The organism is Citrobacter freundii complex sp. CFNIH4 (genome assembly GCF_002934505.1).
Lineage (GTDB): Bacteria > Pseudomonadota > Gammaproteobacteria > Enterobacterales > Enterobacteriaceae > Citrobacter > Citrobacter freundii.
Window position 1 is genome coordinate 3,595,937 of sequence record NZ_CP026231.1, and the last position, 23,007, is coordinate 3,618,943.

The window sequence follows — 23,007 nt, forward strand, 5'->3', positions numbered from 1 at the left end:
AGCGGGCTCGCTTAACGGCGGGCCCGTTCTGTTATATCGGCCTTCTCATGCTTAAACCTGTTCTCAACCAAACGCCCCGCAGCTCGTTTCAGGTGCTGCGGGATGTGACCTTTGGCCTGCTTATCCGTGAACTGAAAACACGATTTGGGAGTTACCGGCTGGGGTATGCCTGGGCGTTGCTGGATCCGTTGTTGATGATTAGCCTGTTTAGTGTTGTGTTTGGGATGCGTAGCCAAAGCGGTTTTGGCGGCGTTCCAGTGCAGGTTTTCATTACAGCGGGTTATTTGCCTTATATGTTTTTTAACAAAGTGGTCGGCCAACTGAAATCAGCAGTGGGTGCCAATATGGGATTGTTTTGTTATAGACAAGTGACTCCATTTGCTACCTTTATTGCACGTTTTATTCTTGAAGCCATTATTGGTCTGGTGGTGGGCTGCATTCTGGTACTAGGGTTACTGTGGTTTGGTTTTGATGCCATTCCCAGCGATCCTTTAGAAGTCATCATTATCTATTTCCTGCTGATGATCTTCTCATTTTCATTAGGGATCGTTTTTTGCGTACTGGGCAGTTTATTTAAAGAAGCGAATAAGTTTCTCGATTTGTTGATGATGCCACTTATGTTTATCTCGTGCGTCATGTATCCCTTGGCGACTGTACCTTCACAGTTTCAGCAGTGGTTCTTATGGAACCCTCTGGTACATGCCATTGAGTTGATTCGATCAGGGTGGATTGCTGGATATGAAAGTCCAAATGTCAGCGGAGTATATTTGTTCTGCGTCACATTAGTGCTGCTGACTTTTGCGATGAGTTGCTACCGGTTGAGCCATCGCCGCCTGATCGCCAGCTAAGCGAATTACGATGATCATTTTAGATAACGTCTCAAAGTATTACCCCACCAAGTTTGGCCGTAACTACGTGCTGCGTGACGTAAGCATTACGCTACCTCGCGATCGCAACATAGGTATTTTGGGTGCCAACGGGGCGGGTAAATCAACCCTGCTGCGCCTGCTGGGTGGCATGGATACACCAAGCAAAGGAAAAGTAACCCGTCACTGTCGTGTTTCCTGGCCACTCGCATTAGGGGGTGGGTTTCAAGGCAGCATGACCGGAAGGGAAAACACTCGCTTTGTCTGCCGTATCCATGGCGTTCGCGATACGCAGGCTATTGAAGAATGGGTAAAAGAGTTCTCGGAAATCGGGCAGCATTTCGAACTGCCGATTAAAGCCTACTCCAGCGGGATGAAATCAAAGTTCTCTTTTGCCGTCAGTATGGCCTTCGATTTTGAAATCTATCTGACCGATGAAATCACCTCCGTAGGTGACGCCCGCTTTAAACAAAAATGCATCGATGTCTTCAACCAAAAACGTGAGACCGCCAGCCTGATCATGGTGTCGCACGATATGAAGAACTTACGTCAACAGTGCGATATGGGTATTTTGCTGCGTAACAGCACCCTTGAAATATTCGACAATATCGAAGATGCCATCAGTATTTATCAGAAACTATAACAAGCCCAAAAATCATGACCCAGCCAACCCGCTCTAACAAATCCTCCGGTTTGATGCGCAAGCTGCACAAATTAAAAACCAAACCAAAACATTTTATTGTCGATTCCAGTGGTTACAAGCTTGCCCACCGTTCATGGAAAAAAAGTCTCAAACTCGGCAGTTTTCAGTGGGTAGTGGCGTGTTTCGCTATTGCTGTCATTTACTTTGGACTGATTGCCTCGGACCGCTATGTGAGCCGGGCTGAGTTAGTGGTTAAGCAAGCAGATCAGATTAAAATGCTTCCCGATGCTCTTTCCATGCTGGGAATAGGAGGCAACAATCATCAGGATGTGCTGCTCATTCAGGACTATCTCAAGTCTGCTGATCTGCTCAACAAGCTGGATAAGGAGCTTGGCCTGAAAGCCCATTATCAGAGCCATAAAGTCGATTACTTCTCCCGTTTGCCTGACAATGTCAGCCGGGAAGAGTTTCTGAAGTATTACCGTGAACACCTTACACTGCGCCTTGATGATATCTCCGGTGTACTGACGATTGAGTTGCAGGCGTTTGACCCTGCCTATGGTCAGAAAGTGGTTGGTGTGATGCTGAAAGAGTCCGAAGGTTTTATCAATAAACTGGGGCATCAGGTCGCACTGGAACAGCTGGTCTTTGTCGAGAAAGAAGTCGATCGCGCCTACCAGCGTGTACAGGCTGAAAAAGCCAAAGTTCTGGAATTTCAAAACACCCATCACCTTATTAGTCCAGAATCTACCAGCACGGCCCGCATGGGGGTGGTTAGCCAGATTGAAGGTCAACTGGCACAACAACAGGCCCAATTAAAACAACTGCAGAGCTATATGAAAGCAACCGCACCTGCTGTTGTTTCTGTACAAGCCCGAGTCGATGCTTTAACCGAGCAGCTGGCACAGGAGCAAGCCAGACTGACCGGTGCGGATAAAAATGCGATGAACGAAGTTACCGCCAGCTATATGGATGTACAAACTCAAGCCACGCTCGCGGCTGACCTCTACAAAACCGGTCTTATTAGCCTGGAACAAGCCAGAATAGAGGCGTACCGCAAACTTAAGCATCTGCTGGTTATTAGCCAGCCGACGCTGGCTGAAGATGCCGAATACCCACGCCGTCTTTATAATCTGGCCACTATCGGCGTTTTGCTGTGCCTGTTATACGGATTGATCGTAATGGGCCTTGCAACCCTGCGCGAGCATCAGGACTAACAACATCCTGCGTTAATACCCGGACCAGAGCCTATCTGCGGCTCTGGCCTTTCGCAACCTAATCATAAAGTGGTCGCCCTGCCGATCACGCTAATTAATCATTGTTCTCATATTGAAGGGATCTCCCCATGGGCACTCAGCAAAGCAGCCGTTCACAGGCAAACAACAAGCAAGCATCAATGAAACAAATAAATACCGAGCTGGATTTCATTTTCAAGCGCTCTATTTTTTGGCGCCCTTCTTACATTGCACAATCCGCCTGGTTAGAACATATTCCATTTGCTTTCTGGTTAGTCGACACCCTGCAACCCCGTAAAATTGTTGAGCTGGGTACCCATTACGGCAGCTCCTATTTTTCTTTCTGTCAGGCAATAACGAAGTTAGATCTCGAAACCCAATGCTATGCAGTAGATACTTGGGGTGGCGATGAGCATGCAGGCCAGTATGGTGAAGAGGTTTATCGGCAGGTCTCTGAACACAACCAGCAGCATTACTCCGATTTTTCTACGCTGGTGCGCAGCACATTTGACCAGGCTCTGGAACATTTCCCGCAAGGCAGTATTGATTTGCTGCATATTGATGGCCTGCATACCCTCGAAGCCGTGCGCCATGATTTTGAAAGCTGGCTGCCGAAGCTTTCTGACAGAGCCGTTGTCATCATGCATGACACCAATGTGCGCGAACGCGGCTTTGGGGTATTCCAGCTTCTGGATGAGCTTAAGCAGCAGTATCCTCACTTTGAGTTCGCCCATGGTCACGGGTTGGGTGTGATTGGTGTAGGCAGCGAGCAATCACCAGAGATGATGAACCTGTACGATCTTTCTGGTAATGCCTCTGCGACAAGACAAGTTCAGGAAGTCTTCTCTCGTCTGGGTAAAGACTGCGGTTATAGCTGGGAAAACAGTGAAATAAAGCGCCAGATGGTCGCTCTACAAGAAAACCAGCAAGCAGAAACCCAGGATATTATGGAGCAACAGGCCCTGGAAAGGGGTCGCCTGGCAGAGAAGATCACCGCCCAACACCACGCTATAAAAGAGCTGGAAGGTAAACTTGCACAACACGCCGATCAAAATGCCGAGCTCAGCCTTCAGAAGCAGCAGGTTAGCGCGTTAACTGTAGAGCTGACAAAGTCCACTCAACACGTCTCCGAACTGCAAACGACCCTTAGCTTTTGCGAGCAACAGCGTGACGAGAGTCTGGCATGCCAGCAAAATCTGCAAACTCTGCTCGCAGAAACCCAGGAGCAATTTACCCAGACGGTTGCAGAACGTGACATGATTGCGCAAGAAAAGCAGTCACTGCTGGAGCAACAAACAGAAGCGCAGGAGCAGCAGAGCGCTCTGCAACAGCAACTGCATGAGCAAGCGCTGCATCTTAATGAAGAGACCCAGCGTGCCGCGCAGCTAACCCTCGCTCTCGGTAAAAATAACGTAGTGCTTACCGAGTATTCACAACAGCTCAGCGAGTTGCAGCAGCAGGTTGATGAGCTGACCTCCTCATTGACTACGGCGCATAAGCAGCAAGATGAATTAAGCCAGACTCTGGCGACTGAATCCCGCCACTGGCAACAGCAAAAACAAACATTGACTGAAGCCCAGACTCAGCTCCAGGCTCAGTGTGATGCCTTAACCACAGACCTCGCGGCAAGTCACGCTAAGCTGGAGCAGTATGAATCGGCTCAGCAAACCTGGCAGACGCGTGAGCAGGAATTGATCAGTATCTTAGATGCTCGTGCTGGCGAAGTTACTTATCTGAATCAGACCCTGGCAGAAAGCGCTCAGGAGATTGATAAGCAGAACATTGAGCTTGAGCAGACGCGTGACCAACTGGCTTCTTTGCTTCAGCGGCACCATGCAGAACAAGCAGAATCTCAGCAACAGCTGAGTCAGCTGAATCAAAGCCTGAGTGAACGTTTTACTGAAATCGCCACGCTGACACAATGGCTGGAAGAGCGCGAACAAGCCTCAGCAAACGAACAGAAAAAGCTGAGTGAACAGGTTAATGAAATCGTCACACTCACCCATAAACTGGAAGAGCGTGAACAAGCCCAGGCAAAAGCGGCTGAAGAACATCATCTGCATCAGCAAACATGGCGCGCTGAGCAGACCCAACTCGGTAACCGTGTCAGTGAACTGGCCAAGCTAAACGAATCACTGGAAGCCAACATCAGTGAGCGTTTCCGTGAACTGGCAATCATGACTCGTCATACCGAACAGTTAACTCGTGAACTGCACCAAAAAGAACAGCAACTGCAAAAAGCAAAAGATCGTGCGCAGAACCTGAAGCAGACCGTTTCATGGAAACTGACCGCCCCTGTGCGCGCACTGGGACGCACTTTTAAAGACATTCCAGCAACCACACCAAAATTTTCCATGAGCAATGCAGAACGTATCGCTGCGTCTGGCCTGTTCGACGAGTTGTGGTATTTGCACCGTTATCCGGAAGTTGCGGACTCCGGCCTGTCGGCCATTGAGCACTTTATCCAGATTGGCGCTGATAAAGGGTATAGCCCAAGCGCGTTATTTGATACGCGCTGGTACCTGCAAACTTACGCGGATGTGGCGCAGGGCTCTATCAATCCATTACTTCATTACATACTGCACGGAAAGGCAGAACAGCGTCATTGCCTGTCGGACAACATGAGAAAATAACAATGACAGTTGAATTCAACAAAGACGAACTGCTCACGCATTTTGATGAGAAATGGTATTTACAGACCTATCAGGACGTAAGCCTGACTGGATTACCTGCAAAAGAACATTTTAAACGCTATGGTTCGCTGCTGGGCCGTAAACCCTGTGCTGACTGGCTGACAACATCAGTGATAAACCCGGTTCCATCAGCGGTACATTTACCATGGATCACCTTGAACCAACTTTCCGTGGATCCTGACCGTTTGCATGGATGGAAATCAGAAGGGAACGATCCGTACTTTATTCTTGATTTAAAGCATCTGCCGCAAACAGATAAAGGGTGGTATCAGTTTAATCTGACGCTGGAATGTTCAGGAAAACAATCGTTAGCCAAGTTATATCTGGATACTGGAAAAGGATTCAATGAATTTGAAACCGTTACCCTACCCTATAAAAAAGCAGTAACGGCCAGCCGCCTGTTCTATTTGGAATCCCCGCTCGTGGCATTGCGTTTTGATCCACTGGAGCAAGAGGACACATTCTCTGTTACCCAGTTTGAAATTACGTCAATTAGTGATAGCCAAATAGAACCCGCATTACTGGCTCGTATTCAGCAGGAACACCAAAGTTATCGTGATATGGAATTAACGATGATGAAGGAATCCATTGCCGCTGAAAGCGGTACGCTTTTAATGGATCGCCTGGTAGCACTTTATAACGAGACCTTTAGCTTCACATTGCCGTCAGTGGACTATGAAGAGTGGATCGAAACCGTTGAAACGCCTTCACTGCCAGATCGGGAAAAAGTTAGCGCGATATTGGCCGCAATGGCTAAACCTCCCGTGATTTCAGTAGTAATGCCGGTATATAACCCGGCAGAGATCTACTTACGTGCATGCTTAGATTCTGTGATCGCGCAAAGTTACCCGCACTGGGAACTGTGCATTGCAGATGACAAATCGCCAAAAGAACATGTTCAGCGTGTGCTACGTGAATATGAAGCTAGAGACCCTCGCATTAACGTGGTCTACCGCCCACAGAATGGTCATATTTCGGCAGCGTCTAATAGCGCCCTGGAAATTGCCAAGGGCGATTTTGTGGCTTTACTGGATCACGATGATGCCCTGCCGGAACATGCCCTGCTGTTTATGGCACAGGCCATTTGTGCGCAGCCAGAAATTCAGATTCTCTACAGCGATGAAGACAAGCTCAACGGTCGCGGCGAGCGTTTTGATCCCCATTTCAAAAGCGACTGGAACCCGGATCTATTCTTCTCACAAAACTACGTTTCTCACCTCGGGGTCTATCGCCGCACTCTGCTTCAGCAAATTGGTGGCTTCCGTCTGGGTGTTGAAGGTAGCCAGGATCAGGATCTGCTGCTGCGCTGCTTGCCTCATGTGCAGGCCGAGCAGATTGTGCATATCCCCCGCGTGCTATACCATTGGCGCACCATTGAAGGCTCTACCGCGCTGGCATCTGGCGAAAAAAGCTATACCACCGATGCGGGCATCAAAGCTTTGCGCGACTATTTTGCTACCCAGCAAGCAGGCGTGGAAGTTGTTGCCGGGTTGGTGCCTAATACCTATCGGGTACGTTATCCGATACCGGAACCCGCACCACTTGTTAGCTTGCTGATCCCTACCCGCGATCGACGTTCACTGACCGAAACTGCTGTGCGCAGTATTCTTGAGAAAAGCACCTATACCAACTACGAGATTCTTATCCTAGATAACGGCAGCGTAGAAGCCGAAACGCTGGAGTTTTTCAAGCAGATCCAACAGGAAGATAGTCGCGTCAAAGTGCTCGCATACGACTTCCCATTTAACTACTCAGCGATCAACAACTTTGGTGCGCGACATGCCAAAGGGTCCATTATTGGCCTGGTCAATAATGATGTTGAAGTGATTAATGCGGATTGGTTGACCGAAATGGTGAGTCAGTGCCTACGACCTGAGATTGGTTGTGTTGGTGCCAAACTCTATTACAGCAACGATACAGTACAGCATGGTGGCGTTATTCTGGGAATAGGTGGTGTGGGTGGACACTCTCATAAATACTTCACTCGTCATCACCCTGGATATTTCAGCCGTCTTGTACTGACTCAGTCTCTTTCTGCTGTCACTGCTGCCTGCCTTCTTATTCGTAAAGAAGTCTTTAATCTGGTCTCCGGCCTGGATGAAGAAAACCTCAAAGTTGCATTTAACGATGTAGATTTTTGTCTAAAAGTAAGGGCGGCGGGATATCGGAATCTCTGGACTCCATATGCGGAGCTATATCACTACGAATCAATTAGCCGCGGCGCGGAAGATTCACCAGAGAAAATTGCCCGTTTTGCTCAAGAAGTGAATTTCATGAAGTGCAAGTGGGGCAAGCAACTTGAAGTTGATCCATATTACAATCAGAACCTCACTTTAAGTAAAGAAGACTTTTCAATGGGAGTGTAACTGTGTCGCATTTTATAACTAGGCAAGTTCAAGTAACAAAGCTCCAACACAAAATACCAAATCTAATTCATTCCATAGACACTCCCAAAACAGAAGAAATAAAAATATTTAACTCATCCATGTTAAAGTTATCTGGGTGGGTTTTATATGAAAATAAATCTTTAGATGTGATTTTACAATACAATGATCATGAATCGGTCCATTCCTGTAAAGTAATTAGAAACGATGTTATTGCATTACTTAAAAAAGATGCAGAAGCACGATGTGGATTCATTATACCGATCGTACATCCTATTGATTTCAAAATTGGATTTTTAATAAACGACGCGCCTATCTGGGTCGCTTCAGTTAAAATCAAACAAGCATCAAAAGTCTTATACGGCTCTAATGGTCATTTATTTTTAGATAATGACACAAATAAAAGCGTTGAACAATTTAGAGGCCACACACTTATATCAGAAGAGTGTTTATCACTATGGTCAAAATATTTTGAAAGAATAGATAAATATACAAAAGACAGAAATGCAAAATATCTTTTCACATTAGCTCCAGCTAAGGAACTTGTATTCCCTGATTTATATCCTCATACAAAAAGCAATGTCACACCTGTTGAACAATTTTTAGTACACCTAAATAAATTTAATATATTCTACCCATTAGATGCCCTACGCGAAGCCGGTGACATTTCATATTGGAAATTAGATACACACTGGACTGATTATGGTGCAGGCTTAGTAGTAAAAAACATAATAGAACGTTTACAAAAACCACAAAAAAATCCATTCCCTTTCCATTTCCAAGTTAAAAGATTAAATGGTGATCTAGGAAGTAAATTACCTCAACTTACTACACAAGATATATTGATGGCAGATTTTTCGCCTGCAAAAAACCTTAAGAAATTCGACAATAAAATTGTCAATAGAGGCTGGATCCAAATTTATGAAAATGAGAGCGCGGCTAACCAAGAAAAAGTAATTATTTTTGGGGATTCATTTTCGGTAAATATGGTGCCTTATTTAGTCACAAATTTTAAAAAAGTGATACATGTTTTATCGGGTGCTAGAATAGACTATGATATTCTTGAGCAGGAATTGCCAGACATTATTATTAGTGAAATAACGACTAGATTTTTGATTCAACCCCCAGACTTGAATTACTCAGTTTCAGATGATTGTTTTAGAAAAATTGACAGTATGCCAGAAAGTGAGAAAAAAGATTATATAAAAAATGTAATCGACAGCACTACAGATAACTATTTATTCTTCCTGAATAAAACCCTTTTAAATTTTGAGCTAGAGACTTCAGAATGACAAATTTTAGTGATGTTGGAATTGGTATTATATCTTACAACCGCTCTGAATACCTTGAGAAATGTTTAAAAAGCATATATAACTCTAATATCAATGGTGCTGAGGTAGTTGTATTTGATGATCATAGTCAAGATAATAGTTTTTTTATCGCAAAAAAATATGGCAAGGTAGTTAGTCCTCAGTCAAATGGCGGTGTTGTTAGGAATAAAAACAGAGCTCTTCATTACTTTACTGAAACCAGTCCAAAAAAATACATTATTCTTCTCGAAGAAGATGTTTATGTTGATAAAGCGGATTGGTTAGAAGAATGGGTAGATGCAACAGAAAAACATGGACATATGAATTATTCAGCACCATGGTTCCTTCACGAATCTTTAAAACATCATTTGGTTTCAGGGGAAGGTAATTCTAATACCCCTCATATATTTAAAGTGGTCACTGGTCAATGTTCTAGCGTAAAATCATCCCTTATTAAAGAAACTGTAGGTTATCTAGACCCACGTTTCCTTGGCTTTGGATGTGGGCACGTTGAATGGACAAATAGATTAATTGCTAAAAAGCAAGGTGGCTACTTTATCAATGGAGAGGGTTACTATATGGCTATTAGAGGTGGGATTGTAGCCCCACCATCTCCCTCTCATAAAAACAATGATGAGCTTAGTAAAAACTCACAACTATTCCATGAGATGTTAAAGCGTGGTTTTGATAATAGAGTCCTTACCCCGTGGAAGGATGAAGAAGAAAAACAACATCATTTTTCTAATGTTATTTCTTAAAAATCAAAATAAATATTTAACCAAAAGGAATATACAACATATTCCTTTGTTTAGAATGGTATAATGCAAAATAAATGAATATTACCATCGCTGGAACCGGCTATGTCGGCCTTTCCAATGCCGTTCTTCTTGCACAACATCATCAAGTCATAGCCCTTGACGTCGTGCCTGAGAAAGTAGAGCAAATTAACCAACGACATTCCCCCATTGCTGATAAAGAACTCGAAGAGTATTTAGCCAACAAGCCACTCAATCTTCGTGCCACCCTGGATAAGTTCGAAGCCTATGAGAGTGCAGAATTTGTCATTATTGCTACACCAACTGATTACGATCCTGAGACCAATTACTTCAATACAAATACCGTCGAAGCCGTTATCCGCGATGTGATGAGTATTAATCCACATGCCGTTATGGTCATCAAGTCCACCATTCCAGTGGGCTTTACCGAGCGGATGCGGCAGGAGTTTGGTACCGAAAATCTGATTTTCTCACCTGAGTTTCTGCGTGAAGGGCGTGCTTTGTATGACAACCTTCATCCATCACGCATTGTGGTAGGTGAATGCAGCGAACGTGCGCAGCGTTTTGCCGATTTGCTGAAAGAAGGTGCCATCAAGAAAGATGTCCAGGTGCTGTTAACCGGTAGTACCGAAGCCGAGGCCATTAAGCTTTTTGCTAATACTTATCTCGCTATGCGCGTCGCGTATTTCAACGAGCTGGATACCTACGCTCAGTCTCATGGGTTAGATAGCCGTCAGATTATCGAAGGTATTGGTCTGGATCCGCGTATTGGAACGCACTATAACAATCCTTCGTTTGGCTATGGCGGCTACTGCCTGCCGAAAGATACCAAGCAGTTATTGGCTAACTACCAGGAAGTACCGAACAACCTGATCCGCGCCATTGTCGATGCTAATACCACCCGTAAGGATTTTATTGCCGACAGCGTGATCGCCCGCAAGCCTAAAGTTGTGGGTATCCACCGTCTGGTGATGAAAGCGGGTTCCGATAACTTCCGATCCTCAGCGATTCAGGGGATCATGAAGCGCATCAAAGCGAAGGGGATCGAGGTGGTAGTCTTTGAGCCCACCATCAAAGCAGACAGTTTCTTTAACTCCCGCGTCATTCGTGAACTGAATGAATTTAAAGCCATTAGCGACGTGATACTTTGCAACAGGATGGCGAGCGAGTTAAGTGACGTAGCGGATAAGGTCTATACAAGAGATCTATTTGGATCCGATTGATTTATATTTGAATTTTCAAAAAAAAGCTGTACCTACAACCTCTGGGTTACATTAATTTCTTTGTGTCCCAGGGAAACGCATACAGCTGTTCCGCATGATTAAGCGAGTAACGGAGCTTTAATCGGGCCTTATGAATTATTAAAGTTTTCTATAATTTGGTCGCTTACTATGTAAGTAGTGCGTCCAACCTAACAATACTAATAATAACCTGAGTGTTTAAACCGAATGACAAACCGTTACACGCTTTCTGCAACGCCACTGATTACGTCCAATGCGCAGTTGCGCTGGAACATTGATACATCGTCCAACCAGGCGCCCTTAACGCTGACTCATGGTCGCGTTGAAGTTTGTGGCTGGCTACTGGCAGATGGCGAACGCTCTCCACGTCTCGCCATCAAGAACGATTATGCTACCTATAGCTATCCGTTCAATGTCAAACGCCCTGATGTAATAGCTGCCATCCTGCAGGAACCCGCGGATAATCATTCCCGCTTAGGCTGTGGCTTCAGGATTAATGTACCCTTCTCGTCTCAAATCACCATTGGACTGGAGTCTGATGGCTTGATTACCTGGCTGACGGAGCTGAACTTCTCCCCAGCCTGATAAGCAATGCTTCACCGTGCCCAGCCTGCAGCGTTTCTACTGAGGCTGGCACGGTTCTGATAATCGGTTGGATAAAAATTTGAACCTCTATATTGCCGCCATCGTTAAAGATGAATTTGCAGGCCTGCTTGAGTGGATAGCGTATCACCGGGTTTTAGGCGTGAATGGATTTGTAATTGCAGATAATGGCAGTCGTGACGGAAGCCGCGAGTTGCTCGCTTCCCTGGCGCGTCTGGGGATTGTGACGGTTATCGATCAACCGGATGTAGTAAATCAAAAACCGCAGCTTCCGGCCTACGAGCGCATTTTACGTAGCTGCGATCGCAACATCGATCTGCTTGCCTTTATCGATGCCGATGAGTTTTTATTGCCCTTATCGCCCGACTTAAATGTCGCCGATTTCTTCGCGTCACAGTTTACTGATGAAAGCGTCAGCGCCATTGCCCTTAACTGGGCCATTTTTGGCTCAAGCGGCGAACTCTTTGCCGAGGAAGGCCTGGTCACAGAACGTTTCACTCGCCATGCACCTATAAAATTTAATGTTCACCACAACTTCAAAAGCGTGGTGAAACCTGAGCGCGTGAACCATTTTCATAATCCACACTGTGCCGATCTGCGCTTTGGCCGCTACATCGATGCGCTGGGCAACGACCTGGTTTTACACCCTAAACATGGTCACGGCGTCAGTGCCGAAGTGGTCTGGAACGGCGTGCGGGTTAACCACTACGCGGTTAAATCGCTGGAAGAGTTCTTGCTCGGTAAACATCTGCGCGGCAGCGCCGCCTCGGCAAATCGCGTAAAACACAAAGCCTATTTCAAAGCCCACGATCGCAACGACGAAACCTGCCTGCTGGCGGCCGCCCTGGCCCCGAAAGTCAAAGCAGAGATGGCAGCGTTGCAGGCGCAGCTGGATGCCTTGCCAGAAGAAGTGAGTCCGCAGAAGAGCGACTCCTGGCTGGCGACCCGCGTTAAAAAGTTAATCGGTTAATCGACGTTTTTCCCCATATTCGACAGGAGTCAGAAGTGGCCTTCCCCACTTCCGGGTTGTGAATCCTCTAATGCATAGCGATTACCACTGGCACCCTCTGGCGCTGCCAGACACCTCTTTATCCCGCGCGGGCTGGTTCCTGATCCAGGGCACCCTGCGTGCCCGCCAGCCGCGGGGTGAAACCCGTCTGCGCTGGCAGTGTCAGGGCGTCTGGCATGAACAGATCCTCCCGATTACCCGCCGCGGCACCCTGCAGGAGCTGATCTGGCTGCCGGTGGGTGCCAGCCAGGTGGGGCTGCTCGCCAGCAGCGAAGGGGCGGAATGCGAACTGAATATTGCCCGCTTTGCGCAGGTGTCTGCGGGCAACAGCCTCTGGCGCCGGTTGCGCCGGGTGTGGCCTTTCTATCAGCGCCTGAATGCGCAAAAGCGCAAGCGTCTGGGGCTGTCCTGGCACCTGTGGTTTACCGATTTACAGCAGGCCTACGATCTGGTGGGCAAGATCCGCGACGACAGGCCGCTGCACGCCTATGAACACTGGCTGGCGAATTTCGATACCGTGCAGCCCGGTGAGCGCCGGCTGATCGATCGTCTGCTGGCCCGTTGGGGCAACCTGCCCCGCGTCTGTCTGCATCTGGTGAACGGCGGCGATGAGGCGGCACGCCAGCGCACGCTGGCCAGTATCGCGGCGCTCTGTTATCCGGCAACGCATATCACCGTGCTGGAACAGCCGTCTGACGCTGCCAGGCCTGAGGGTGAATGGCAATGGGCCATTCCTGTGGGCGCCGAACTGGCCCCGGCCGCGTTAGTGTGGCTGGCGCACCAGCTGCGCCAGACTCCGGACGCAAAATGGATCTACGGCGATCACGATCTGCTGGATGAGAAAGGCAAACGCCACTCGCCGGACTTCAAGCCGGACTGGAACGAAACCCTGCTGCACAGTCAGAACTATATCGGCTGGTGTGGCCTCTGGCGTGAACAGGGCACCTCTGCCATCCCGCAGGATGGGGCCGACAGCTATCGCGGGTGGTTGCAGCTGGCCCACCAGCTCGCCCCGAAGGATATTGCGCACATCCCTGCCCTGCTGATGCACGTCCCGGACGCGCTGCCGCAGCAGGACGGGTATGAAACCCTGGCAAGCTTGCTGCAGGACCTGCCCGTTGGGGTGACGCTGGAGTCGGCTCCGCACGGCATCTGCCGCTGGCGTTGGCCGCTCCCGGCAGAGTTGCCGCGGGTATCGGTGATTATTCCCACCCGCAATGGCCTGGCGCATCTCAGGCCGTGCATTGAAAGCCTGGTGCAGCACACCCGTTATCCGAATATCGAAATCATGGTGATGGATAACCAGAGCGACGACCCGGAAACCCTGGCCTATTTTGAACATATCACTCAGGCGTACGGGGTCCGGGTTATCGCCTGGGATCGTCCCTTTAACTACTCCGCCATCAACAACGCCGGGGTACGCGAGGCCACGGGCGAGCTTATCTGCCTGCTCAATAACGACACCGAGGTGATTAACCCACTGTGGCTGGATGAGATGGTCTCGCACCTGCTGCGTCCGGGCGTCGGGATCGTCGGTGCAAGGCTCTTTTACGGCGATGGCAGGGTGCAGCATGCGGGCGACGCGGTCGGACCGGGTGGCTGTGCCGATCACTTTCACAGCGGGCTGGCCGCCGATGAGCCTGGCTACCAGCGCCGGGCGGTAAGCGCTCAGGAGCTGTCGGCGGTGACGGCGGCGTGCCTGCTCACCCCTCGCCAGCTCTTTTTATCTTTGAACGGCTTAGATGAAGTGAATCTGCCGGTGGCCTTCAACGACGTGGATTACTGTCTGCGCGTCGGCGAGGCGGGCTGGCGGATTGTCTGGACCCCCTTTGCCGAGCTGTACCACCATGAGTCGGTCTCCCGCGGCAAAGACGTCACGCCAGAACAGCTGGCGCGCTCCCAAGGTGAGCTGCGCTATATGAAAAAACGCTGGGCCCAGCGGCTCAGGCACGATCCCGCATACAATCCCAACCTGAGCTACGACCGACCCGATTTCTCGTTAAGTCATACTCCTAATGTGGTGTTGCCATGGACGAACTGATCAGAAAGGCACTCTTTAAACCCTATCTGAAGTTGAATAAGCAGAGCAGCGAGACGCCGCAGGACAGCTGGCCAGAATGCCGCTCGCTGTTGATCCTGCATGAGGGAGATTCCCCGACGCTGGCCTATTTTGAAGCGGCGATCAGAAGCCGTTTTCCCGGCGCGGTGTGCCAGCTGGTGGATACCTTAACCACGCCGTCTATCGAAGTGGATAAAGGCACCGCCATCGTGGTCATTCGCTTTATCTCCTCCGAGTGGCAGCGCGAGATTGTGCGCAATATCGATGACCTCTCCCAGGTGGTCTATTTTATGGATGACGATCTGTTCGATCCGTCAGCCTTAACTGCGTTGCCCAAGGCCTACCGGACGAAGATCATGCGACGATCTGCGGCCCAGCACCGCTGGATCACCACCCATTGCGACACCATCTGGGTCTCGACGCCGTACCTGGCCAACAAATATGCGCACCTGAATCCCGATGTGGTGCCCGCCCAGCCTACGCCGCGGCTGCTGGCCGTCACCCGGCCGGTAAAAATTGCCTATCACGGTTCCAGCTCGCACCAGGCAGAAAAGTACTGGCTGCGGGAAGTGGTTGAAGGCGTGCTGAAACAGTGTCCGCAGGCCAGCTTCGAAATATTTGGTGAGCACGAAATTTATAAGCTTTACCGTAACTTACCGCGCGTGACGGTATTACACCCGATGACCTGGCAGAACTATCTGGATTACACTCAGCATCACCGGGTTGATATTGGACTGGCCCCGTTACTGGAGTCGGAATTTAATATGGCGCGCGGGCCGGTAAAATTTTATGATTTCGTGCGCATGGGCGCGGTGGGGGTCTACAGCAATTGTGCCCCGTACAGCGACTTTATCGAACAAAACGTCAATGGCGTGCTGCTGAACAACGATCCGCAAAAATGGATCGAGGCGTTGTCGCTGCTGGTTAATTCCGGGCAAAAGCGTAAAACGCTGGCGAATAATGCGAAGGAATATACGTATTCGTTAATGTATTAACACAGGACGGAGCAGAGACTGTGTTCTGGTGACCATTTCATCCAATAGAAAAAGTAAAAAACGCTTATGAAAATCCTTGTAACCGGTGGAGCCGGTTTTATCGGTTCTGCTGTTGTTCGCCATATCATCCGTGACACTCAGGATGCGGTGATCAACCTTGATAAGCTCACCTATGCGGGCAACCTTGAATCGCTGGCCGACGTGGCCGCAAGTGACCGCTACGCCTTTGAGCAGGTGGACATCTGCAACCGTGCCGAGCTGGATCGCGTCTTCGCCACCCATCAACCGGATGCAGTGATGCATCTGGCTGCCGAAAGCCACGTGGATCGCTCCATTACCGGCCCGGCCGATTTTATCGAAACCAACATTGTCGGCACCTATACGCTGCTCGAAGCGGCCCGCGCCTACTGGAGCGAGCTGGATGAAGCCCGTAAGCAGGCGTTTCGTTTCCACCACATCTCCACCGACGAAGTGTATGGCGATCTGCCGCACCCGGATGAAGTGAGCGCAGGCACCGAGTTACCGCTATTCACCGAGACCACCCCGTACGCGCCGAGCAGCCCGTACTCGGCATCGAAAGCCTCCAGCGATCATCTGGTGCGCGCATGGCGTCGTACCTATGGCCTGCCGACTATCGTCACCAACTGCTCCAACAACTACGGCCCGTATCACTTCCCTGAGAAGCTGATCCCGCTGGTGATCCTCAATGCGCTGGACGGCAAAGCGCTGCCAATCTACGGCAAAGGCGATCAGATCCGCGACTGGCTGTACGTTGAAGATCACGCCCGTGCGCTCTACACCGTAGTCACCACCGGCGTGGTGGGCGAGACCTACAACATCGGCGGCCACAACGAGAAGCAGAACCTGGACGTGGTGCACACCATCTGCGATCTGCTCGACGAGATGGTGCCGAAAACCGGTTCTTACCGCGACCAGATCACCTACGTGACTGACCGCCCGGGCCACGACCGCCGCTATGCCATCGATGCCAGCAAAATGAGCCACGAGCTGAACTGGCAGCCGCAGGAGACCTTCGAGTCCGGCATCCGCAAAACCGTGCAGTGGTATCTGGATAACCAGCAGTGGGTCAACAACGTGAAAAGCGGCAGTTATCAGGACTGGATCGCGAAGAACTATCAGGAGCGTAACTGATGCATATTCTGCTGTTCGGCAAAAATGGCCAGGTGGGCTGGGAGCTGCAGCGCGCGCTGCTGCCGCTGGGGCGTATCACGGCGGTGGATTTTGACTCTACCGATTACTGCGGTGACTTCAGCAACCCGGAAGGCGTGGCCGAGACCGTGCGTCTGCTGAAGCCGGACGTGATCGTCAACGCCGCCGCCCATACCGAGGTGGACAAAGCCGAGAGCGAGCGCGACTTTGCCGAGCTGCTCAACGCCACCAGCGTGGCCGCTATCGCCAAAGAAGCCGAAGCGCTGGGCGCGTGGCTGGTGCACTACTCCACCGACTACGTCTTCAACGGCAGCGGCGAAAAGCCGTGGGTGGAGACCGACCAGACTGCCCCGCTGAACGTCTACGGCGAAACCAAGCTGGCGGGCGAACAGGCCGCCGCGCTCTGCTCCCGTCACCTGATCTTCCGCACCAGCTGGGTCTATGCCGCCCGCGGCGCTAACTTCGCCAAAACCATGCTGCGCTTTGGTAAAGAGCGCAGCGAGATGTCGGTGATCAACGATCAGTTTGGTGCGCCGACCGGGGCAGAACTGCTGGCCGACTGCACGGCCCATGCGATCCGTATCGCGCAGGACAAACCTGAGGTTGCCGGGCTGTATCACCTGATCGCCTCCGGCACCACCACCTGGTTCGACTATGCCCAGCGGGTGTTCGCTACCGCGCGTGCGGCGGGCGTTGAGCTGGCCGTAACCCAGGTGAATGCCGTTCCGACCAGCGCCTTCCCGACTCCGGCCAAGCGTCCGCATAACTCACGCCTCGATACCAGCAAGTTCCAGCGTACCTTCGGGATGACGCTGCCGGACTGGACCATCGGCGTCGATCGCATGCTGGCTGAAATTCTCGGGAAGTAAATGCAAACCAAGGTATGCTATGCGTGCCTTGCTTTCGCGACACGGACTTTTGTCAGGGCGCGGCGTTTTGCCCCCCTTTTACAGCAATCAAACACATCTCAGAGGGTGGCGTCTCGCCTCCCTCCAGAGCAAAACAGAAGAATGAAGGATTATGAACAAGCGTAAAGGTATTATTCTGGCCGGTGGGTCAGGGACTCGTCTCTATCCGGTCACCATGGCGGTGAGCAAACAGCTGCTGCCCATCTACGACAAGCCGATGATCTACTACCCGTTGAGCACCCTGATGCTGGCCGGTATCCGCGATATTCTGATCATCAGCACCCCGCAGGACACACCGCGCTTTGAGCAGCTGCTGGGCGACGGCAGCCAGTGGGGCCTGAACCTGCAGTACAAAGTGCAGCCAAGCCCGGACGGTCTGGCTCAGGCCTTTATCCTCGGCGAAGAGTTTATCGGCGACGACGACTGCGCGCTGGTGCTGGGCGACAACATCTTCTACGGCCACGATCTGCAGAAACAGCTGGAAGCCGCCGCGGCGAAACCTGCGGGCGCCACCGTCTTTGCCTATCATGTACACGATCCTGAGCGTTATGGCGTGGTGGAGTTTGACCATGCAGGCACCGCGATCTCCCTGGAAGAGAAGCCGCTGGAACCGAAGAGCAACTATGCAGTAACCGGCCTCTACTTCTATGACAACCGCGTGGTTGAGATTGCCAAAAGCCTGAAACCGTCGCCGCGCGGCGAGCTGGAAATCACCGACGTGAACCGCATCTACCTTGAGCAAGGTGATCTCTCGGTCGCCATGATGGGCCGTGGTTATGCCTGGCTTGATACCGGCACCCATGAGAGCCTGATTGAGGCCAGCAACTTCATCCAGACCATCGAAACCCGTCAGGGGCTGAAAGTGGCCTGTCCTGAAGAGATTGCCTACCGTCTGAAGTTTATCGATGCCGACCAGGTGCGCAAGTTAGCCGCGCCGCTGGCGAAGAATGCTTACGGGCAATATCTGCTGAAAATGCTCAAGTAATCATTATTAACTCCTGGGGCGTAAAGCCCCATTTATGAATCAGGCCGACATCATGAACGTAATTCAGACCGCAATTCCCGACGTATTCATCTTTGAGCCAAAAGTGTTTGGCGACGATCGTGGTTTCTTCTTCGAAAGCTTTAACCACCAGCAGTTCGAAGCCGCCATTGGCCGCAGCGTAAACTTCGTGCAGGACAACCACTCCAAATCCTCTAAGGGCGTATTGCGTGGCCTGCACTACCAGCTGGCGCCGCATGCGCAGGGTAAACTGGTGCGTTGCGTGGCCGGCGAAGTGTTCGACGTGGCGGTGGATATCCGTAAAAGCTCCCCGACCTTTGGTCAGTGGGTCGGCGTGCATCTGTCCGGCGAGAACAAGCGTCAGCTGTGGATCCCGGAAGGTTTCGCCCACGGCTTTATGACCCTGAGCGACACCGCAGAATTCCTGTACAAAACCACTAACTACTATGCGCCGGAGAGCGATCGCGGCATCCGCTGGAACGATGAGACCATTGGGATTACCTGGCCGGAAATCGACAGCGAGATCCTCACCTCTGCCAAAGACAGCGTTGCCAAATCCTTCCCTGACGCAGAGTACTTCTGAGTCACACGCCCCGCAGTGACGCGGGGCGTTTTCTGATGCACAGAGCGCACATGAAATTCTACACAGGTTCAGCCGGGATCCTGGCCCGAAAAGCCCAGCTCGAGCCAATGCTTGGCCGCCCGTTACACGCCTTCAAAAGCGGCATGGAACTGGCGCAGGACGACGTGCTGGTCGGCTGGGGCCAGAAAGCCAATACCCGACAGATCAAACAGAAAGCCCAGGAACTCGGGCTGCCGTACTGGCAGCTGGAAGATGGCTTTATCGGTTATATCGGCCACCCTGCCAGAGGCGGCAAAGCCGTCTCCCTGATCGCCGACCCTGTGGGCATTTACTACGACGCTCGCCAGCCGAGCCGCCTTGAGCAGCTGATCGCCACGCCGTGCGATGCCCGAATGCTGGCGCGCGCTGAGGCACTCGTCTCTGAACTGCTGCGCCTGGGCATCACCAAATACAACTGTTATGCCGCCGACAGCGGCCTGTCCGAGGCGCTGACCGCTCGTCTGCACCACGACGCTCGCCCTAAGGTGCTGCTGATCGACCAGGTTGCCGGCGATCTCTCTATTCCCGGCGCGCTCGCCAGCAATGACGATTTTGTGGCGATGGTCGCGGCGGCGCGGCGTAACCATCCTGGCGCTCGTCTGCTGCTGCGCACCCATCCGGATACCCGGCTGGGCAAGAAGCGCGGCGTGCTGGCGCAGATGCAGCTGGATGACGTGGAGCTGGTCACCGATCACTGCCATCCTCATGCCCTGCTGAAGGAAGTGGAAGCGGTCTATACCGTCTCCTCGCAGATGGGGTTTGAAGCCCTGCTGCTGGGCAAGGCGGTGTACTGCTTCGGCATGCCGTTCTACGCCGGTTGGGGGTTGACCCACGACAGCAAACAGTGTGCACGTCGCGAGACACAAATTAGCCTGTCGCAGCTGGTAGCCGCGGCGCTGATCCTCTATCCCCGCTATCTGGATCCGGTCCTGGGCCAGCGCTGCGAAGTGGAGCAGGTGCTCGAGGTCATCGCAGGTCAGCTGAACCCGGCCCCGCGCTATCGCCGCCTGTATATGGTGGGCTTCTCGCTGTGGAAGCGCGCCTTTATGCGCGCCTTCTGCCAGCCGCTGGCCACGGAGCTCTGTTTTGTACGCACTCCACCGGCACAGCTGGCCGCCGACGAGCAGGTGCTGGTCTGGGGCAGCCGCCATCCTGAGCTGAAAAATCCGATCCGGGTGGAAGATGGCTTTATCCGCTCCCGGGGGCTGGGATCGAACCTGTGCCGCCCTTCCTCGCTCTCCATCGATCCGGTGGGGATCTACTTCGACAGCCGCCGTCCGAGCGGGCTGGAGCAGTTGCTGAATCAGCAGGCGCTCAGCGAACAAGAACTGGCACGCGGTGCGGCGCTGGTGGATCTGCTCCGCCAGCATGGGGTCAGCAAATACAACGTCGGCACCGTGCAGCCCTTCACGCCGCCCGGTGACGGTCGAACGCTGGTGCTGGTGGTGGGCCAGGTCGATGGCGATGCCTCGATCCTAACCGGCAGCCCGGTGATCCGCAGCAACGAGCAGCTGCTGTGGGCGGTACGCGCCGCCCGGTCTGAGGCGCATATCCTGTTTAAACCGCACCCGGACGTGGTGGCGGGCAACCGGGCCGGGGCGATCTCGGCCGAATGTCTGACGAGCTGCGTGGACAGCCAGGTGCTGGATCTCGGCCTGACCAGTCTCTATCCCCATGTCGACGAGCTGCACACCATGACCTCCCTCAGCGGGTTCGAGGCGCTGGTGCAAGGGGTGAAGGTCACCACCTGGGGCCAGCCGTTCTACAGCGGCTGGGGGCTGACTGAAGATATTCATCCAGCGGAGCGCCGTCAGCGCGCCCTGCCGCTGGCCGCACTGGTCTACCTGACGCTGGTGGCCTATCCGCGTTATATCGACTGGCAGAGCGGCCTGTGGATGAGCCCGGAGCAGTTAATTCGCCAGCTGGCGGTACAAGGGAACTCCTCATCGCAAAAGGCCAGCCGCTGGCAGCGCTGGCAGCTCAAGCTGAGCTATCTCGCGCAGACACTTCGCTAGAAAACTATTTGTCCTGATTTATTTAAGAAAAGCGGTCATCAAGCCGTTAACTCACTGTTCATCAACGGATCGATCTGGGAAAAATAATGGAAGAGCAAGCTATTCGCCATCTGCTGAATGGCCGTCGATATCTTTTACTACAAGGACCGATGGGCCCCTGCTTTTCACGTCTGGCAAGCTGGCTGCAGAGCAGCCACCGTGAAGTGAAGCAGGTCTGCTTCAATGCCGGAGACTCATGGTATGCCGCGAAAGAGACCGCGCTGCATTACACCGGCTCAGTGAAAAATTTTGCCTTCTGGCTGCGCGAGTTACACAAAACCTACCCCTTCGATACCATCGTCTGCTTTGGTGACTGCCGTCCGATGCACATCGAAGCGAAGAAGTGGGCGCGCAGCAAAGCCATCGATTTCCTGGCGTTTGAAGAGGGCTATTTCAGGCCGTTCTACATCACCCTGGAAAAAGGGGGCGTGAACGCCTTCTCCTCGATGCCCATCGATGCGAAGTATTATCGCGAACAGCCGCTGCCGGAGGTGAAAACCCCGACGCCGTGGAAACCGAGCGCCTTTAACCGTGCCGCCCATGCCATGCTCTACTATGCGGCGGGCTGGTTTGGCCGCCATCGCTACCGGGGCTACCGTCACCACAAGTCGTTCTCTCCGTGGTACGAGATGCAGTGCTGGTTCCGCGCCGGTCGCCGTAAACTGTGGTACCGCTGGCAGCAGCGCCATATGCTGAGCCATATTACCGGCGCGCTGGATAACGAGTACTACCTGGCGATTTTGCAGGTCTACAACGACAGCCAGATTATTCACCACAGCCCCTATAAAGACGTACGTGACTATATTGAAACCGTGATCCGCTCCTTTGCCCGCCATGCGTCAAAAGAGCGCCATCTGGTGTTCAAGCATCACCCGATGGATCGTGGTCACCGCTATTACGGCACCCTGATCAACAAGCTGACCGAAAAGTACGGCATTACGGGCCGGGTGATCTACGTCCACGATCTCTCCCTGCCCGCCCTGCTGACCCACACCCGGGGGGTGATCACCGTCAACAGCACCGCCGGCCTGTCGGCGCTGATCCACAACAAGCCGCTCAAGGTGATGGGCAAAGCGCTGTACGACATCGAAGGATTAACCTGGCAGGGGCCGCTAAACCAGTTCTGGCAGGCGGATTTCGCTCCCGATAAAAAGTTATTCCAGCGTTTTCGGACCCACCTGCTCTATCACACGCAGATCAACGCCGTCTTTTACGGCAAGTCCGACTGGCTCAACATCCCGACGGAAGTCCCTCTGCCGGCACCGCTTGCCGATTCTGAACTCGAACGATAATGCCTCACTACGCCGGGGAAATTACCCCGGCGGATCCGATCGACTCCGCGCTTTTATCCCTCCGTTGTAAAAATCCCTAATGTTTATCCCAAATTTTGCCGTTATAACCTAAGACAAATTTTCATGCCGAATTTTGCACTGACA

18 protein-coding genes are annotated in these 23,007 nt (G+C 51.9%); all 18 read left to right on the plus strand.

What is annotated here, in order from left to right; genetic code table 11:
* Nucleotides 1–47: 47 nt before the first annotated feature.
* The 18 genes from C2U41_RS18465 (at nucleotide 48) to C2U41_RS18550 (ending at nucleotide 22,863) form a co-directional block, all read left to right on the plus strand.
* On the plus strand, nucleotides 48–848 hold the full coding sequence (locus tag C2U41_RS18465) for an ABC transporter permease (RefSeq protein ID WP_032170167.1): 801 nt from the start codon (nucleotides 48–50) through the stop codon (nucleotides 846–848).
* Between the two features lie 10 nt (nucleotides 849–858).
* Nucleotides 859–1,509 carry an ABC transporter ATP-binding protein gene (locus C2U41_RS18470; protein ID WP_032170166.1) on the plus strand — a complete coding sequence of 217 codons (651 nt, stop codon included), beginning with the start codon at nucleotides 859–861 and terminating at the stop codon, nucleotides 1,507–1,509.
* Nucleotides 1,510–1,523: 14 nt separating this feature from the next.
* Nucleotides 1,524–2,726 (plus strand): sugar transporter, encoded by a 1,203-nt coding sequence (locus C2U41_RS18475; protein WP_103849188.1) that lies wholly within the window; start codon nucleotides 1,524–1,526, stop codon nucleotides 2,724–2,726.
* 128 nt (nucleotides 2,727–2,854) lie between these two features.
* Nucleotides 2,855–5,377: a class I SAM-dependent methyltransferase gene (locus tag C2U41_RS18480; protein WP_103849187.1), complete on the plus strand. Its 2,523-nt coding sequence runs from the start codon at nucleotides 2,855–2,857 to the stop codon at nucleotides 5,375–5,377.
* Nucleotides 5,378–5,379: 2 nt separating this feature from the next.
* On the plus strand, nucleotides 5,380–7,803 hold the full coding sequence (locus C2U41_RS18485; RefSeq protein ID WP_032170163.1) for a glycosyltransferase family 2 protein: 2,424 nt from the start codon (nucleotides 5,380–5,382) through the stop codon (nucleotides 7,801–7,803).
* Between the two features lie 2 nt (nucleotides 7,804–7,805).
* The gene (locus tag C2U41_RS18490; protein ID WP_032170162.1) at nucleotides 7,806–9,113 is read left to right on the plus strand and encodes an alginate O-acetyltransferase AlgX-related protein; all 1,308 of its coding nucleotides are present in this window, start codon (nucleotides 7,806–7,808) and stop codon (nucleotides 9,111–9,113) included.
* Nucleotides 9,110–9,889: a glycosyltransferase family A protein gene (locus C2U41_RS18495; protein WP_032170161.1), complete on the plus strand. Its 780-nt coding sequence runs from the start codon at nucleotides 9,110–9,112 to the stop codon at nucleotides 9,887–9,889. The genes C2U41_RS18490 and C2U41_RS18495 overlap by 4 nt, the downstream gene beginning before the upstream one ends.
* Nucleotides 9,890–9,963: 74 nt before the next feature.
* Nucleotides 9,964–11,130 carry a nucleotide sugar dehydrogenase gene (locus C2U41_RS18500; RefSeq protein ID WP_032170160.1) on the plus strand — a complete coding sequence of 389 codons (1,167 nt, stop codon included), beginning with the start codon at nucleotides 9,964–9,966 and terminating at the stop codon, nucleotides 11,128–11,130.
* Nucleotides 11,131–11,355: 225 nt separating this feature from the next.
* Nucleotides 11,356–11,733, plus strand: a complete 378-nt coding sequence (locus C2U41_RS18505) for a hypothetical protein (protein ID WP_032170159.1) — start codon at nucleotides 11,356–11,358, stop codon at nucleotides 11,731–11,733.
* 79 nt (nucleotides 11,734–11,812) lie between these two features.
* The gene (locus tag C2U41_RS18510) at nucleotides 11,813–12,721 is read left to right on the plus strand and encodes a glycosyltransferase family 92 protein (protein ID WP_032170180.1); all 909 of its coding nucleotides are present in this window, start codon (nucleotides 11,813–11,815) and stop codon (nucleotides 12,719–12,721) included.
* Between the two features lie 70 nt (nucleotides 12,722–12,791).
* On the plus strand, nucleotides 12,792–14,801 hold the full coding sequence (locus tag C2U41_RS18515) for a glycosyltransferase family 2 protein (RefSeq protein WP_103849186.1): 2,010 nt from the start codon (nucleotides 12,792–12,794) through the stop codon (nucleotides 14,799–14,801).
* A complete protein-coding gene (locus C2U41_RS18520; RefSeq protein WP_032170157.1) occupies nucleotides 14,789–15,814 on the plus strand; it encodes a glycosyl transferase group 1 family protein in 1,026 nt (341 codons plus the stop codon). The genes C2U41_RS18515 and C2U41_RS18520 overlap by 13 nt, the downstream gene beginning before the upstream one ends.
* A 66-nt stretch (nucleotides 15,815–15,880) precedes the next feature.
* Entirely contained in the window at nucleotides 15,881–16,966 is a 1,086-nt protein-coding gene (gene rfbB / locus C2U41_RS18525; protein ID WP_016240570.1) for a dTDP-glucose 4,6-dehydratase, read from the plus strand.
* Nucleotides 16,966–17,853 (plus strand): dTDP-4-dehydrorhamnose reductase, encoded by an 888-nt coding sequence (gene rfbD, locus C2U41_RS18530; protein ID WP_032170156.1) that lies wholly within the window; start codon nucleotides 16,966–16,968, stop codon nucleotides 17,851–17,853. The genes rfbB and rfbD overlap by 1 nt, the downstream gene beginning before the upstream one ends.
* A gap of 151 nt (nucleotides 17,854–18,004) precedes the next feature.
* Entirely contained in the window at nucleotides 18,005–18,877 is an 873-nt protein-coding gene (rfbA, locus tag C2U41_RS18535; protein WP_032170155.1) for a glucose-1-phosphate thymidylyltransferase RfbA, read from the plus strand.
* 52 nt (nucleotides 18,878–18,929) lie between these two features.
* Nucleotides 18,930–19,478, plus strand: coding sequence for a dTDP-4-dehydrorhamnose 3,5-epimerase (gene rfbC / locus C2U41_RS18540; RefSeq protein ID WP_016236887.1), 549 nt, complete (start codon nucleotides 18,930–18,932; stop codon nucleotides 19,476–19,478).
* A gap of 50 nt (nucleotides 19,479–19,528) precedes the next feature.
* On the plus strand, nucleotides 19,529–21,532 hold the full coding sequence (locus C2U41_RS18545; protein ID WP_032170154.1) for a capsular polysaccharide biosynthesis protein: 2,004 nt from the start codon (nucleotides 19,529–19,531) through the stop codon (nucleotides 21,530–21,532).
* An 86-nt stretch (nucleotides 21,533–21,618) separates the two neighbouring features.
* Entirely contained in the window at nucleotides 21,619–22,863 is a 1,245-nt protein-coding gene (locus C2U41_RS18550; protein WP_032170153.1) for a capsule biosynthesis protein, read from the plus strand.
* The last annotated feature ends 144 nt before the right edge of the window (nucleotides 22,864–23,007 follow it).

Coding starts and splice junctions, on each gene's coding strand:
- C2U41_RS18505 (WP_032170159.1), top strand. CDS start 11,356: ATGACAAACCGTTACACGCTTTCTGCAACGCCACTGATTACGTCCAAT.
- rfbD (WP_032170156.1), top strand. CDS start 16,966: ATGCATATTCTGCTGTTCGGCAAAAATGGCCAGGTGGGCTGGGAGCTG.
- C2U41_RS18550 (WP_032170153.1), top strand. CDS start 21,619: ATGGAAGAGCAAGCTATTCGCCATCTGCTGAATGGCCGTCGATATCTT.
- C2U41_RS18515 (WP_103849186.1), top strand. CDS start 12,792: ATGCATAGCGATTACCACTGGCACCCTCTGGCGCTGCCAGACACCTCT.
- C2U41_RS18485 (WP_032170163.1), top strand. CDS start 5,380: ATGACAGTTGAATTCAACAAAGACGAACTGCTCACGCATTTTGATGAG.
- rfbC (WP_016236887.1), top strand. CDS start 18,930: ATGAACGTAATTCAGACCGCAATTCCCGACGTATTCATCTTTGAGCCA.
- C2U41_RS18520 (WP_032170157.1), top strand. CDS start 14,789: ATGGACGAACTGATCAGAAAGGCACTCTTTAAACCCTATCTGAAGTTG.
- C2U41_RS18465 (WP_032170167.1), top strand. CDS start 48: ATGCTTAAACCTGTTCTCAACCAAACGCCCCGCAGCTCGTTTCAGGTG.
- C2U41_RS18545 (WP_032170154.1), top strand. CDS start 19,529: ATGAAATTCTACACAGGTTCAGCCGGGATCCTGGCCCGAAAAGCCCAG.
- C2U41_RS18480 (WP_103849187.1), top strand. CDS start 2,855: ATGGGCACTCAGCAAAGCAGCCGTTCACAGGCAAACAACAAGCAAGCA.
- C2U41_RS18470 (WP_032170166.1), top strand. CDS start 859: ATGATCATTTTAGATAACGTCTCAAAGTATTACCCCACCAAGTTTGGC.
- C2U41_RS18495 (WP_032170161.1), top strand. CDS start 9,110: ATGACAAATTTTAGTGATGTTGGAATTGGTATTATATCTTACAACCGC.
- rfbA (WP_032170155.1), top strand. CDS start 18,005: ATGAACAAGCGTAAAGGTATTATTCTGGCCGGTGGGTCAGGGACTCGT.
- rfbB (WP_016240570.1), top strand. CDS start 15,881: ATGAAAATCCTTGTAACCGGTGGAGCCGGTTTTATCGGTTCTGCTGTT.
- C2U41_RS18475 (WP_103849188.1), top strand. CDS start 1,524: ATGACCCAGCCAACCCGCTCTAACAAATCCTCCGGTTTGATGCGCAAG.
- C2U41_RS18500 (WP_032170160.1), top strand. CDS start 9,964: ATGAATATTACCATCGCTGGAACCGGCTATGTCGGCCTTTCCAATGCC.